Origin of the sequence: Vibrio sp. SCSIO 43136, from assembly GCF_023716565.1 — a bacterium.
GTDB lineage: Bacteria > Pseudomonadota > Gammaproteobacteria > Enterobacterales > Vibrionaceae > Vibrio.
On record NZ_CP071849.1, the window covers coordinates 534,671 to 547,851 of the forward strand.

The following is a 13,181-nucleotide window of genomic DNA, read 5'->3' on the forward strand; positions in this document are numbered from 1 at the left end:
CATTCTCAAATTGAGCTGCTTTCGCTATGTTTTTACACAGCACACAGGGAGTTTTTATGTATTGTCCAAAATGTGGTGAAGCGAGTTTTAATCATGTCGCTGCCAATCAGTATGTTTGTCATCAATGTCAGTTTACTTATTTTCAAAATGTCGCTGCGGCGGTTGCCGTTGCGATTGTTTGTGGCGATGAACTGTTAGTGGTGATCCGTGGTCGAGATCCAATGAGAGGGCACTGGGATCTGCCCGGTGGTTTTGTCGACCCAGACGAGAGTTTAGAGCAAGCATGCGTTCGCGAACTCGAAGAAGAGCTAGGCCTCAATCAAGCGCTCAAGTTGGAGTTTATCGGTTCGTTCCCAAACACCTATCCTTATAAAGAGGTGGTGTACAAAACCTGCGATGTTTTGTTTGGTTGCCGATTAGCGACTAAACCCAATGTGGTCGCCAATGACGATGTAAGTGGTTTTCAGTGGGTAAAAATAGCAGACGTTGTACCAGAGAAATTTGCATTTGAGTCGTCGACTCGCATATTGCCTTGGTTAAATACGCTCGAGTGAAATAAAAGTTGTGTTTAGCCTTTCTTAATAACTATTGCATGAAAACCAATAAGTAGGGATACCGATGCGGCCATGTTTTCCGAGCGTTGAGCAGCAATTTCACAGCAAGACTTCTGTCATCAGTTGGCTCAGAGATTTCGAGCATCAAACGCTCAGCTATCAAACTGGTCACGATCAAGCACTAGCGAGACTGTTGCCGCTGCTGATTTGCGGTGAGCAGTCCTCTCAGTGGGTGTTTCACAATGAGCGTGAGCGCTTAATTGCACAAGGCCAGCAAGAGAGTGTAGAAGCGTTTGAGGAAATTGTCGCAGATGAGCAGTATCACGAAGTCGCTTTAGAAGCAGTAATGAATAAGTTGCCTCAGCCAAAAGACATTACCTCAATCAAACGACGCAGTCAGCGTTTTTATACCTTATTAGGACGCCAAGAAACCTTGGGTGACCACTTTGCCCAAATCGCTTGTTTGGATGCTCTGGTGTGCCAGATCATGAAGGTGATGGAAAAGAGTGCGCTTGGCGCTGACCATCCTTTTACCTTGCTTTGTCGAGCCATCAAGCAAGATGAAGCGAAACACGTTTCCATCGCTAAAAAACACGCCAAAAAGCTAGGGTTTGATCGCAGTGAATGGCATCAGTTTCAACACAATGTTGCGCTTAAACTGCGAGTCCTACTTGAGTCTGAGCAGCAAGCCTTTTCGGTTTTAAACGTGGATCTTGATGATATCTTTTTGCCAAGGAAGCCAACCCTATGACCACTTTTCTCAAAACCAAAGTTAAGCTGCTCAGTCATGGAGCTGCCCTACCACCAAATCGCTATACCACTGACCAAATGCTCGAAACTCTGCAATCTTTGTCAGGGTGGCGCTACGCAAAATTGGCCCAGCGGATCAGTAAACATTTAGGTGTGGAATCTCGTCATTTAAGTCGCGATGTGCGCCTAAAAACGTCTGCGCCGACGCCAAGCAACTCCGACTTAGCCGTAGAGGTTGTGCAGGCGTGTTTAGATCAAGCGCATTTGCAGTCTAGTGATCTTGACTACTTGTTGGCGCATACCTGCACACCAGATACCCAAGTGCCACCTAGTGTGGCTTGGGTAGCAGACAAGATAAATTATAAAGGTTTGTATCTAGAGCTTAGACAGGCATGCACAGGTTTTGCGAGTGCGTTGCAGATGGCGGTACCGAGAATCGAGTCACTGGGTAAACCTGTGATGCTGGTGGGCAGCGAGACAGGATCTGTCTATTTTGATCATGCACCACAGTTTCTCGATCAAGCGCAACTGGTTAACTATTTGCAAATGGGGGATGGTGCTGCAGGTGTATTGCTTGGCAGTGATGATGGTTCGGGGCAGGGCATCATTAGTGATATCTATATGGGGCAAATTGGTGTGGGGAAATCACCGGGGCTCTACCTTGATGGAGGATCGACTTCTGTTTATACCCAAGAAGGGCCAGCGCGTTTCCATCATGACGCAGCCAAGGTAAAACAAAACGGTGAAATGCTATTTAAAGCGGCGATAGATGCGTTAAATGAGCAAGGGCATCAACTCGACAGTTTTGACTATATTATCCCCCACCAAGCCAGTGGGCATATTGATGTGCATTTCTCTAAAGCAACTGGAATTGCACAGGAGAAAATCATTAATGATGCCAAGCACTTGGGGAATCTAGGCTCATCGGCAATTTGGATGAGCTTCAGCCGCCTATTAAGCAGCGGTAAACTCGAGCATGGGGATAGGGTGTTAGTGATTGGTGCTGAAGCGACTAAATACCTTTATGGTGGTTTTATCTACACTCATTAAGTGACGCTGTCACCATGGGGTGTTGTCACAAAATAGTCATCGATTCTCAATGCATCATTCAGTACACTGCGACTTTATTTTTTTATTTTGCTTGGATGTCGTGATGTACAAATTGATTGCCCTCGATATGGATGGGACTCTTCTCGATTCAGAGAAAAAACTTAGTCAGCGTAACAAGGACGCTATTGATGCTGCTCGTGCCCAAGGGGTGACGGTTGTACTGGTGTCTGGCCGCCCAACAGAAGGTATGCTGCCTTATCTTGACCAGCTTGAAATGACTGGCGAGCAAGATATCGTATTAAGCTACAACGCATCAGTCGTGCAGAAAGTGGCTTCTCGTGAACTGCTACGCAGTCAGATCCTAACCGGTGTGGATGCCAAAAATCTTGCGACGCTGGCGAGAGATCTTGGTGTTCATATCCATGCGTTTACCGAAACTCACGGTTTGATCACTCCACAACTGAACACTTATACCGACCTTGAAGCGAGCATCAATGGTATTGAGGTCTCGGTAATGCCGTTCGAATCGCTAGACGATGACGAACCAGTTATGAAAGTGATGATGATCGATGAGCCTGAGGTGCTTTCGGCCGCTATTGAAAAGATCCACGCTGAGGTGTACCAAGAGTTCACTGTGGTTCAGAGTGCGCCATATTTCCTTGAGTTCTTGAATGCCAAGAGCAATAAAGGCACTGGTGTTGCGATGCTGGCTGAGATGATGGGCATTGATGCCTCACAGGTTATTTGCATGGGTGACGCAGGTAATGACAAACACATGCTTGAGTATGCAGGCGTAGGTGTTGCGATGGGCAATGCTACCGAAGAAATCAAAGCCGTGGCGAATTACCATACGGCTACCAATGACGAGAGCGGTGTTGCTCAAGTGATTGAAGAGTTGGTGTTAAATAACTAACAAATTACAAAAATGGCTAGGTTTAAAACCTAGCCATTTTTTTGGTTAAAGTAGAAGTTTGCAGGGGCTTAAACCTCGTAGCAGACTTGGTTACGGCCTTTTGCTTTTGCTCGGTAGAGAGCTTTATCCGCTCGGTAGAAAGTACGCTGAGTATTTTCCCCTTCTTTATGAAGAGTCACGCCCACACTGACGGTAAGACCACGTTCTCCAAGAATATCTAGCCAACTAAATTGGAAAATGCGTTCACGGTAATGTTCAGCATGCATCACCGCTTGTTCGATGTTGGCATTTTCTAGTATGACCAAAAACTCCTCGCCACCAAATCGAACACAGGACGAACCTTTAAAGCGGAAGTGAGATTTAAGCTCAGTGGCGACGTTAACAATCGCTTTGTCACCCACCAAGTGGCTTAACTCGTCATTGATTGACTTAAAGTGGTCGATATCAATGACCATCAACGCAAAGTTCGTGTTGTGAAGCAGCAAATCTTTCAGTTTTACGTCCAGCCAACGACGGTTATGAAGGCTGGTCAGTGGATCCGTAAATACATCTTGTTGCAGCTTAGCCACTGCCGATTTTTGGGTCTCGGTGGTTTCTTTAAGTTCACGGTTTTCTTGCTCAGACATGATCAGCTTGAGCTGAAGCTCGAAGCGTGTCAGACGGCGCAACTGAGAGCCCGCTAACTCACTAATAGGAATATTCTTCACCAGATCTGAGTGAATGCGGTAGGCGTGTTTTTGATACGCCAATGCACGTTTGTATTCCTGCTGAGTTTCCAACACACCACTTATGACGTCATAAAGCTTATGCATCAATACTGGCGAGTTGGTCACTTCTAGACGTTTGGTCATGCTGTATAGAATCGCTTCTGCCAAGTCCATACGACCAATGCCGTTCAGGTTTCGAGCCAGTTCAAGACGCATCATGTTCGAGAGCCAAAGGGCGCTGGTATTATTCAGTGAATAGCGAGCTTTAGTCAGTGTTTTGAGTGCATCTAGGTGGTTCTTCTGTTTGCCCTGAATACGTGCTTGATAGAGGATGATTTGACCAGCCAAAATTTTATCGCTGACCAGAATACTTAACTCTTCACACTCTCGCAATTTCTCTTCCGCTTGAACCAAGCGGCCTACCGAAATCAAGCAAGACACCATATACAGTTTGTAGCGAAGGCGCAGGGTACGGCTAGAGATCGCATGGTCGATACCATCGATTTTCATGTAGTACTTGAGGGCGCGGTGATGATCACCATAGGCGTCACATAGGTTCCCCATGCCCATTACGGCTATCACATAAAAATCAATTTCACTGAATTCTACCGCCATGGTTGATAGCATGACGTACTCTTTGAGTGCGAGTGCATAGTCACCGCCATCAAACAGTTGCTCAGCCAAACTGGCTCTAATATTGAGCACATCTTCCGCATGCTCAGGCAAGGATAGCAACTCTAACGCAGCACGCAGCTCATCTATTGAGGCGCGAGGCTGCTTTAATTTGACTCGGTACTGAGAGCTTATTGCGTAGCAGTGGGCTCGCTCTTCATTATTAGTGGCTATGTGTTGACGAACATGGTCCCAAAAGATGATCGCATCTTCGCCTTGAACCGAGGCCGGGTCTAATCCGGCATCGGAGACTTTAGTTAGGATCGCGTCCATGTTCTTGCTCCAGTTGTGGCTCTTCCTCGACCAACTGCTCGAGAGTAAATGGGAAAGTCAAAATGTTGTGTAATGACAGTGTTGGTGAATCACCTTTGAGTCCACGGCGTTTCCATGGGTAGATGGAAACCATTTGTTCGAGAACTTTAAAGAGATGCAGTGCACCTTGGTCTTTTTCCGCAATCAACAATCCGATGCGCTGCTTATCGAGCTGTGAAAGTAAGTCATCACGGCTGCATAAACAGTGCGCAAGCTCCATGCAGATCTCTAGGAAGTTGCTGTCTTCATGCTTAATGATGATCACTGCATGGTTCGACATTTTGAGCTCAGACTTATAGAGCACCAACTGTTCCCACCAGTAGGTCTCCGAGACGGCATTAGAGAAACGACGTTCGCGGCTGAACTCCATCTGACCACGAATTCGGTTGATCAGTTTACGAGCGCGTTGCTCTAGTTGTCTTTTCGAACTTCGAGCTTTATCCATTCCGATGCGATTGGTTTGCTCTTTTTGCATCTGGATGGAATATTGGCGATATTTCTTAAACGCATTGAGTGCGTGTTGGTAATCGCCGCTCTCTTCAGCCACCACAGATTGCTGGAAACAGATTTGAGACAAAAGCTCGCCGTTATCAAATTTATTGGCCGCCGCTTCGGCTTCAAGTAACAGTTCACCGGCATCAACATAGTTTTTGCGGATAAGTTCAAGACGCGCTCGACTAATGAAAGAGTGAGCTTTCATCCACTTGAGGTCGTGCTTAACCGCGAGTTGGTGCGCTTCAATCGTGGCTTGCTCTGCATCTTCTAACCGCTCTAAGCCAATGAGTGCTAGACCGCGAAAATCTAAGATCTCGGCGCGCCACGTTGGGTCTTGGTGATATTTAAGCGCTTCTTCTGCGCCATCAAGCACCGAAAGCATCTCAACGTAGTTATTGAGTAGGTAGTAATCCCATGCTAAAAGGATTCGAGATTTCCCTTCTAACCAATCGATTCTGGCGTTATTGGCTACCTTAACTGCGAGTTCGTGAGTTGAACGAGCCAGTTGCACATCATCTGTGATGCGCCAAATGTTCCCTAAGCCAATCAAAGATTCGATTTCAATGGCGGTTTCACCAACCAGAGCTGATTGCTCGAGCGCATTAATCCAATATTGCTGTGCGGAGTAGTATTTTGCTTGGCCCCAATATTGTTGGGCAAACACATGGAGTATTTCAGGCAGGTAGTTGTCATTTTCTAAACGGCTTTGCAGGGTATGAGCGAATTTGATCGCTTTCATACCATTGCGGTAATCCATCAAGCTCCAATAACATTTGGCAATGATGATTTGGGCGAGAATTTCGCCGTCGTGAAAGATTAACTGTTGAGCTCGCGCTAAGCACTGTTGGGCTTGCATAAGAGTAGTATCAGGATCGACATCGATACGACTCCTAAGCTGTTCGAGTTCAGTTTCTACCAGAAGTTGGGCTTTATCCAAAAGTTGAGTCCAAGCAGTTGAGTTTTTTACCAATAGCAATATTCATTATACGGTGCAGTCACTTAAGTAGATACCGCTAATACAATGATCATAGCCGCATTTTGCTGAATCGTCGTCTTTTTGCCCGGCGTTCAATTGGCTGGTTGCTCAATTTTTGACCGTGAATCAGGATAAGAGTGCTTTAAGCGTCAAAGGTTTGTCTGATAAGCCCATTTGCTGAGCAGGCGTCAATCCATCTTTATGTTGGTAGCATAAATTATGCCATGCACGGAAAATATCTAGCAGCGGTAAAAGACCACCTGGTCGTAATTTCCTGCGGGGCTCATTGACAAAGCTTTCAAACAAAACGTGGAATCTTTGCTGATAAAACTCAGGCTGATTCGTGGTTGCATGCTTCAACCAATATTCGCTATCGTTGCGCTCCCCAGCAAGATGACAGATGCCTTTACTTGCTTTCTGGTGCGACTTAATCGCCCATCGGTCACGCCACCAACCAACATGCACGATGTCAATTTTTTGGTCGGTATATGCCGCATCCCATTGGCTGTCTTCTTCTACATAGATTAAGTCAGCAGTTTTGTTTTGGATCGGTTTACGGTAAATGCTTAACGCCGCCGAACGCAGCACAGGGTCTTGAGGCATATACAAAATGACGGGCTTATCTTCGCCACAAGAGTTAAGGATATTCAGATAGTGCGCATAGCTGGTGTATGGCGGCCTGATCAGTGCCCCTTTTGATGGGTGATTGAAAGCGGCGAGGTTACCCATAGGATCTTCGACATTCCCACGCGCCAAAATTTGTTGATACTTATGGTCAATTTTCTGGCGTAGGTTGTCGCTGTTGGTGCTCGGTAGCGCTGCACCTTCAGGAGAATATTCACTCGAAACAAAGCGAGCGGGAAATTCATAAGGGTTGTGTAGTTCAGTGCCTTGAGGCTCTTCATCAAAAGAGTAGTTCACGTGCTGACTATGTACATAGCCAGAATTTGCGTCGCAGGTAACAAACCAAAATACGCCATTATTGCTTTTTGGTTGTAGCGGGGTGTATTGAGAGGCCAAGGTAAAGCTATCGGCGTGCTTTAACCAGCGAGCGTCAAACATCGCAAGTTTGCGTCGGCAACGACTAGCAATTTGATCAACGTGATCGTAAAAGGTTTTTGGGTTGATGCTAAGTTTTCGGCAGATTTCTCGTACCGAATAGCCTGTGAACAGATAACCGAGCAAAACTTCTTGCAGGGTTATCTTGGCATTACTTCCCGACCATTTATCAACGAAGGTCGATTGACAAACTTTACAGCGGTATCTCTGACGATCGCCGCTAAAGCCAAATGAATGGTAGAGATGTTTGTGGGTATGTACCGTTTTACCAAAGCTATCACACTCAGGGTTTCGGCAGGCAGGAAGGCCGTCGCTGTGAACGTGGCGTAAACGCGTCAGTTCGTTAACGACCTCCTGATTATTAAGTAAGGGGGGGAAAGCACCGCATTCTCGACAAACCATCGCTGGACGCTTTGGGTTTGCGTGCTGCAAAACATAATGCTTTGCATCACTCAATCCAAAGTTGTCACACGCCAATGTTTTACAAAAGTTGAGTTGCAGACCTTCGGCGTCCTTTGGTAGTTGGTCGTACGACACAATCGCCCCCTCGGGATAATTCTTAAATATTGATCGCCGTTTCTAGAGCAACTTTCATCATGTCATTGAACGATTTTTGGCGATCTTCAGAAGAAAGTTTCTCACCACGTAGAATGTGGTCAGATACGGTAAGGATAGTTAGCGCTTTTGCACCAAGGTCTGCGGCTACACCGTAGATACCAGCGGCTTCCATATCGACGCCTAAGATGCCTAGCTTCTTCATCGTTTCGAAGATTTCTGGCTCTGGTGTGTAGAACAGATCAGCTGAGAAGATGTTGCCCACTTTGATTGGTACGTCTAGCTCACGGGCTTGTTTTACAGACTCTTCTAACAGTCCAAAGTCAGCAATGGCTGCGAAGTCATGGTTTGCAAAACGGATTCGGTTAACTTTAGAGTCGGTAGAAGCACCCATACCGATCACAACGTCCATCAGTTTAACGTCATCACGTACAGCACCACAGCTGCCCACACGAATGATGTTCTTCACGCCGTAATCTGCGATCAGCTCATGAACGTAGATGCAGCACGAAGGAATGCCCATGCCGTGGCCCATCACAGATACTTTTTTACCTTTGTATGTACCTGTGTAGCCAAACATATTACGAACGTCACATACTTGCTTTACATCGTCTAGGAAGGTTTCTGCGATGTACTTTGCACGTAGTGGATCACCTGGCATCAGAACAGTTTCTGCAAAATCACCAGCTTGTGCATTGATATGTGGGGTAGCCATAAAGTTGAACTCCATTGCTTGGTAACTGTGGAAGGAGCACAGTGTATTACCAATATTGTTGAAATAAGTTGTTTCGTTGGATGCAATATTAGCCTTGTAAACAGGAGCTCCTTGCGACGGTTGTCACAAAAACACTGAGGTTATACTTTTTTTTGGTCATTGATAACTAATTCTGTTGAAAGGGGGAAGGCAATCGATTTGCTTACTTGTACAGAGAAAACTCATGTTGTACATGATAAATGTTTGTACAACTTTTAGGGTTGTGCTATAAAAGTTGTACAAACAAAAAACTTGTAGAGGGTGAGTTATGGAAAACGTAATTAAGATTGGTGTGAGCGCATGTGTCGTTGGCCACAAAGTTCGTTTCGACTCTGGTCACAAGACCAGCGCATTTCTTTCTAAGGAGCTCAGCCCCTACGTAGAGTTTATGCCGATATGCCCTGAAGTGGCGATCGGTATGTCGGTACCAAGACCAACCATTCGTTTGCAATTTAAAGGGGAACGCATTGCTTTGGTCGAGACGAAGAATACAGACAACGAACATACCGATAAGATGGTGGCATTTTCCGACCAAAAGGCACGAGAGTTGATTGATGAGCAACTGTGTGGCTACGTGGTATGTCGCAACTCTCCAACTTGTGGCATGGAGAAAGTCAAAGTCTACTCAAAGCATAATGCGGAGAAAATTGGGGTAGGTTTGTACACACAAAAACTGATCGAGCACATGCCTTGGTTACCTATTGAAGAAGATGGCCGCTTGACCGACCCATACTTGAAAGAGAACTTCATTCTACGCGTGTTTGCATTGAGTGACTTTTATCAAACCATGGGTGACAACCCAACCGCTGGTAAGGTCGTTGCATTTCACTCTCGCTACAAGTTGACCTTGATGGCGCACCACCCAGAGTCCTACAAGGAACTCGGTCGCTTAGTTGCAAACTTGGGTGATGTAGACATTGATTCTTTTATCAATGAATATAGATTGCTGTTTATGAATGCCTTGAAACACCGTGCCAACCGCAAGACAAACACTAACGTCTTGATGCATTTGCAAGGATATTTGAAAAACTCGTTGGACAAGCAGCAAAAGAAAGAGCTAGCGGAATTGATTTTGGATTATCGTAGCGGTATTTCTCCGTTACTCGCCCCGTTGACTCTGATCAAGCACCATTTGAGTCTTCACCCTGACGAGTATCTGTCCCAGCAGTGTTTCTTTCAGCCTTACCCACAGGAGTTACGTTTAAGATATGGGATGTGAACCAAAATACGCAATACGAGATGTTTCAGAAAAAACGGGCGTAAAGCCAGTCACACTACGAGCTTGGCAGCGCCGCTATGGCTTGGTTCAGCCAGAACGCACTGAGAAAGGGCATCGTCTTTATTCTGATGCCGATATCGAATTAATAAAGACGATTCAGAGCTGGTTAGAGAAAGGCGTATCCATTGGTAAAGTCAAAGAGCTACTCAACTCGGACTCATCTCCAGTTTTTGAGCAGCAAGATGAAGCGCCACAGCTTGCAGAAGTTGAATCAGTCTTGGCTGCGATTGCAAAGCTGCAGTACACCAAGAGCGAACAGATATTGAGCGGCATTTTTAAAGAATACCCAAGCCATATCGTCATCGAGCAAGCAATAAAGCCTATTTTAACCACTTTGGAAGTGGTCAAGAACAGTCAAAAGTCTCTGCAGTTAGGGCTTTTTAACTCTGTCGTGACTAGTGTCGTTGGAAAAATTGTCGACGCAGAAAACAAGGCTGGCAAAAAAAATAAGCTCCTGATGGTTAGCTTTGATGCTTTTGGTTCAATCCACGCTCGTATGGAGCTGGTTCAGAAGGTCGAGCAAGGTAATAGAGTGGTTTTAATCGAGTCCGTTGAAGACCTTGGCGGTCTTAAGGATATGCTGGCGACAGAGTTGTACACCGCCGTCTATTTTTATGCCAGCCAAGATATCCCTGCTAAGTTGGTCAGCAATATCAAAGAGCTAAAACAGCAGGTTAATTGTGAGCTCGAGGCTTGTGAACTGCTGACTACACTACATTTCAATTAGACTCAATCGGGGTTGATATGCAATTAATTTGGTTTCGACGAGACTTACGTACCATTGATAACCCCGCACTTTTGCAAGCGATTAAGTCGGGGCAGCCAGTGGTGGCGGTTTATACCGCTACGCCATTAACTTGGCAGTCTCATAATGTAGCCCCTATTCAGACAGACCTAACTTATAGACGATTACATTGCCTCAAACAGTCTCTCGCTGAGTTGGGCATCCCGCTACTTTGTTCATCCTTGCCAACCTACGCAGATAGTGCGGAGGCTGTGGCGACGCTCGCTGAAACAGTTGGTGTAAGTGCAATTCACAGCAATCTAGAGTATCCCATCGATGAATCCCGCCGAGATGCATTACTAGATAGCAAGCTTGCGGCAAGCGACATCGAGATTTTTTGGTATCACGACCGTTGCGCTATGGTGCCGGGCAGTGTAATGAATCAACAAGGCGCTTACTTCAAGGTGTTTACACCTTTTAAAAAGGCTTGGATAAAGCAGTTTCTTTGGCATGAATGCTCTGTGACTGCACCAGAGGCAGTAAGGCAACAAGCCAAGTTACCCCAGCTACCACAAGGCTGGACTGAGAATATTCCTGAGAGCGATGGAAGTAGCGATGCTTACCCTGTAGATGACCAAGCGTTATCGAGCCGACTGAACCAGTTTGTTGAGCTGTCAGCCCCCGACTACAAGCTGCGTCGTGACTTTCCGAGTCAAGCGGCCACGAGTCAACTCTCTCCCTACTTAGCTATCGGTGCAATCTCCGTCAAGCAATGTTTGGTGTCGCTACTCAATGTTCGAAATATTGATGAGCTGGGTGAAGGAGAGCACACCTGGCTGAGCGAGCTGATCTGGCGTGAGTTTTACCAGCATTTACTGGTCTTTGAGCCTCGACTTGCCAAAGGAGAAGCCTTTGTGAAGTGGAGTGAAAACATTATCTGGCACTCTCGTAACGACTGGCTTTTAGCGTGGCAACAAGGGGCAACGGGTTATCCTATAGTGGATGCGGCCATGAGGCAGCTCAACCAAACTGGCTGGATGCATAACCGTCTGCGCATGATTGTGGCGAGTTTCCTCACTAAGGATCTATTAATAAACTGGCGAGAAGGGGAGCGCTACTTCATGAGCCAGCTAATCGACGGAGATTTTGCTGCCAATAATGGCGGCTGGCAATGGTCAGCATCAACGGGATGTGATGGACAGCCTTATTTTCGTATCTTCAATCCGATCACCCAAGGGGAAAAATTTGACCCTAATGGGGAGTTCGTCCGCAGGTGGTTGCCAGAGCTATCTGGCGTGCCAGACAAATTTATCCATAAACCTTGGCTTTGGCAGGGGTGTCAGGATCTCGCATATCCTTCACCAATAGTTGATCACAGCATACAAAGAGGATTAGCCTTAGAGATGTATCAACAAGCCAAAGAGATGGGTAATGAGTAAAACATGGAGCGTGCTTGCGTTGTTGCTGCTGACAGGCAGTTGCTTTGCAGCTCAATTTGAATTGCCAAAAGATGGCAGCCGTATCGTGGGGAAAGTACAACGTCACTTGGTCGGGGAAGGAGAGACCTTCGCCCAAATCGCCAAAGATTACGATATTGGTTTTCTCTCTTTGATGGCGGCAAACCGCGGGGTTGACCCATTTTTACCTGCCGAAGGCACCGTGCTGACGATCCCTTCCATGTTCATTCTTCCCCCCGTTGAGTACAAAGGTATCGTGATCAACTTGCCAGAGCTGAGGCTCTATTACTACCCAGAAGGCACTAACCAAGTTCACGTGTTTCCTGTTGGCATCGGACGTATCGGGCGCGATACACCGCAAATGAAAACCCACGTTTCGGTGAAGATTCCAAATCCGACTTGGACGCCACCGGCCTCAATTCGTAAAGAGTATCTAGAAGAGAAAGGCATTGATCTACCCAAAGTGGTTCCCGCAGGTCCCGATAACCCGCTTGGAGATTATGCGCTTCGATTGGCGTACGGACGAGGTGAGTATTTGATCCACGGGACTAATAAGGATTTCGGTATCGGTCTTCGGGTGAGTGCTGGCTGTATTCGAATGGAGCCCAAAGATATCGAATGGTTGTTTGGTCAAGTACCTAAAGGTATTCAAGTACGGATCATTAATCAGCCAGTCAAGGTGACATTAGAACCCGACAGAAGCGTGTTTATGGAAGCGCATGAGCCATTGACGGAAAGTAACGGTGACAAACAAGAATTAGTATTACCGATGGAATTGGAATGGTGGATGGACGAGTTTGGGATATCTAACAGTAAAGCTCGTGCGGTGATTCAAGTTCAAAACGGCGTGCCGATTGAAATTGCAACCCCACCACTGTAGGTGAACACAAACTTCGCCAAACAAAAAGCCAGCGTGAGAGTTTT

12 protein-coding genes are annotated in these 13,181 nt (G+C 46.3%); 8 read left to right on the forward strand and 4 right to left on the reverse strand.

Translation table 11 applies throughout. From position 1 onward, the window contains the following. Positions 1-56: 56 nt before the first annotated feature. From J4N39_RS17105 to yidA, 4 genes are all read left to right on the forward strand, one after another. The gene (locus J4N39_RS17105; protein ID WP_252026153.1) at positions 57-554 is read left to right on the forward strand and encodes an NUDIX hydrolase; all 498 of its coding nucleotides are present in this window, start codon (positions 57-59) and stop codon (positions 552-554) included. A 64-nt stretch (positions 555-618) separates the two neighbouring features. After that, a complete protein-coding gene (locus J4N39_RS17110) occupies positions 619-1,305 on the forward strand; it encodes a hypothetical protein (protein WP_252026155.1) in 687 nt (228 codons plus the stop codon). Next, complete coding sequence (locus J4N39_RS17115; RefSeq protein WP_252026157.1) at positions 1,302-2,354, forward strand: 3-oxoacyl-ACP synthase III family protein; 1,053 nt, start codon at positions 1,302-1,304, stop codon at positions 2,352-2,354. The genes J4N39_RS17110 and J4N39_RS17115 overlap by 4 nt, the downstream gene beginning before the upstream one ends. A gap of 103 nt (positions 2,355-2,457) precedes the next feature. Then, on the forward strand, positions 2,458-3,267 hold the full coding sequence (gene yidA / locus J4N39_RS17120) for a sugar-phosphatase (RefSeq protein WP_252026159.1): 810 nt from the start codon (positions 2,458-2,460) through the stop codon (positions 3,265-3,267). 68 nt (positions 3,268-3,335) lie between these two features. Here yidA and J4N39_RS17125 read toward each other — a convergent pair whose 3' ends face one another. From J4N39_RS17125 to deoD, 4 genes are all read right to left on the reverse strand, one after another. Continuing rightward, positions 3,336-4,919 carry a GGDEF domain-containing protein gene (locus J4N39_RS17125; RefSeq protein ID WP_252026161.1) on the reverse strand — a complete coding sequence of 528 codons (1,584 nt, stop codon included), beginning with the start codon at positions 4,917-4,919 and terminating at the stop codon, positions 3,336-3,338. After that, positions 4,900-6,390, reverse strand: a complete 1,491-nt coding sequence (locus J4N39_RS17130) for a hypothetical protein (protein ID WP_252026163.1) — start codon at positions 6,388-6,390, stop codon at positions 4,900-4,902. Before J4N39_RS17130 ends, J4N39_RS17125 begins: the two co-directional genes overlap by 20 nt. Positions 6,391-6,555: 165 nt before the next feature. Further along, positions 6,556-8,025 (reverse strand): lactate dehydrogenase, encoded by a 1,470-nt coding sequence (locus J4N39_RS17135; protein WP_252026165.1) that lies wholly within the window; start codon positions 8,023-8,025, stop codon positions 6,556-6,558. 22 nt (positions 8,026-8,047) lie between these two features. Then, on the reverse strand, positions 8,048-8,758 hold the full coding sequence (gene deoD / locus J4N39_RS17140) for a purine-nucleoside phosphorylase (RefSeq protein ID WP_252026167.1): 711 nt from the start codon (positions 8,756-8,758) through the stop codon (positions 8,048-8,050). A 307-nt stretch (positions 8,759-9,065) separates the two neighbouring features. Here deoD and J4N39_RS17145 point away from each other — a divergent pair, with 307 nt between their 5' ends. Genes J4N39_RS17145 through J4N39_RS17160 form a run of 4 tightly spaced genes read left to right on the forward strand, consistent with a single transcriptional unit; the run spans position 9,066 to position 13,137 of the window. Beyond that, the gene (locus J4N39_RS17145) at positions 9,066-10,016 is read left to right on the forward strand and encodes a YbgA family protein (RefSeq protein WP_252026169.1); all 951 of its coding nucleotides are present in this window, start codon (positions 9,066-9,068) and stop codon (positions 10,014-10,016) included. Continuing rightward, positions 10,006-10,803 carry a MerR family transcriptional regulator gene (locus J4N39_RS17150; protein WP_252026171.1) on the forward strand — a complete coding sequence of 266 codons (798 nt, stop codon included), beginning with the start codon at positions 10,006-10,008 and terminating at the stop codon, positions 10,801-10,803. The genes J4N39_RS17145 and J4N39_RS17150 overlap by 11 nt, the downstream gene beginning before the upstream one ends. A 17-nt stretch (positions 10,804-10,820) precedes the next feature. Next, positions 10,821-12,239, forward strand: a complete 1,419-nt coding sequence (gene phrB, locus J4N39_RS17155) for a deoxyribodipyrimidine photo-lyase (RefSeq protein WP_252026173.1) — start codon at positions 10,821-10,823, stop codon at positions 12,237-12,239. After that, entirely contained in the window at positions 12,232-13,137 is a 906-nt protein-coding gene (locus J4N39_RS17160; RefSeq protein WP_252026175.1) for a L,D-transpeptidase family protein, read from the forward strand. Before phrB ends, J4N39_RS17160 begins: the two co-directional genes overlap by 8 nt. The last annotated feature ends 44 nt before the right edge of the window (positions 13,138-13,181 follow it).

Bases quoted from the DNA above. Each gene is read 5' to 3' on its own strand.
- J4N39_RS17160 (WP_252026175.1), top strand. From the start codon at position 12,232: ATGAGTAAAACATGGAGCGTGCTTGCGTTGTTGCTGCTGACAGGCAGT.
- J4N39_RS17145 (WP_252026169.1), top strand. From the start codon at position 9,066: ATGGAAAACGTAATTAAGATTGGTGTGAGCGCATGTGTCGTTGGCCAC.
- J4N39_RS17110 (WP_252026155.1), top strand. From the start codon at position 619: ATGCGGCCATGTTTTCCGAGCGTTGAGCAGCAATTTCACAGCAAGACT.
- J4N39_RS17125 (WP_252026161.1), bottom strand. From the start codon at position 4,919: ATGGACGCGATCCTAACTAAAGTCTCCGATGCCGGATTAGACCCGGCC.
- deoD (WP_252026167.1), bottom strand. From the start codon at position 8,758: ATGGCTACCCCACATATCAATGCACAAGCTGGTGATTTTGCAGAAACT.
- phrB (WP_252026173.1), top strand. From the start codon at position 10,821: ATGCAATTAATTTGGTTTCGACGAGACTTACGTACCATTGATAACCCC.
- J4N39_RS17150 (WP_252026171.1), top strand. From the start codon at position 10,006: ATGGGATGTGAACCAAAATACGCAATACGAGATGTTTCAGAAAAAACG.
- J4N39_RS17105 (WP_252026153.1), top strand. From the start codon at position 57: ATGTATTGTCCAAAATGTGGTGAAGCGAGTTTTAATCATGTCGCTGCC.
- J4N39_RS17115 (WP_252026157.1), top strand. From the start codon at position 1,302: ATGACCACTTTTCTCAAAACCAAAGTTAAGCTGCTCAGTCATGGAGCT.
- yidA (WP_252026159.1), top strand. From the start codon at position 2,458: ATGTACAAATTGATTGCCCTCGATATGGATGGGACTCTTCTCGATTCA.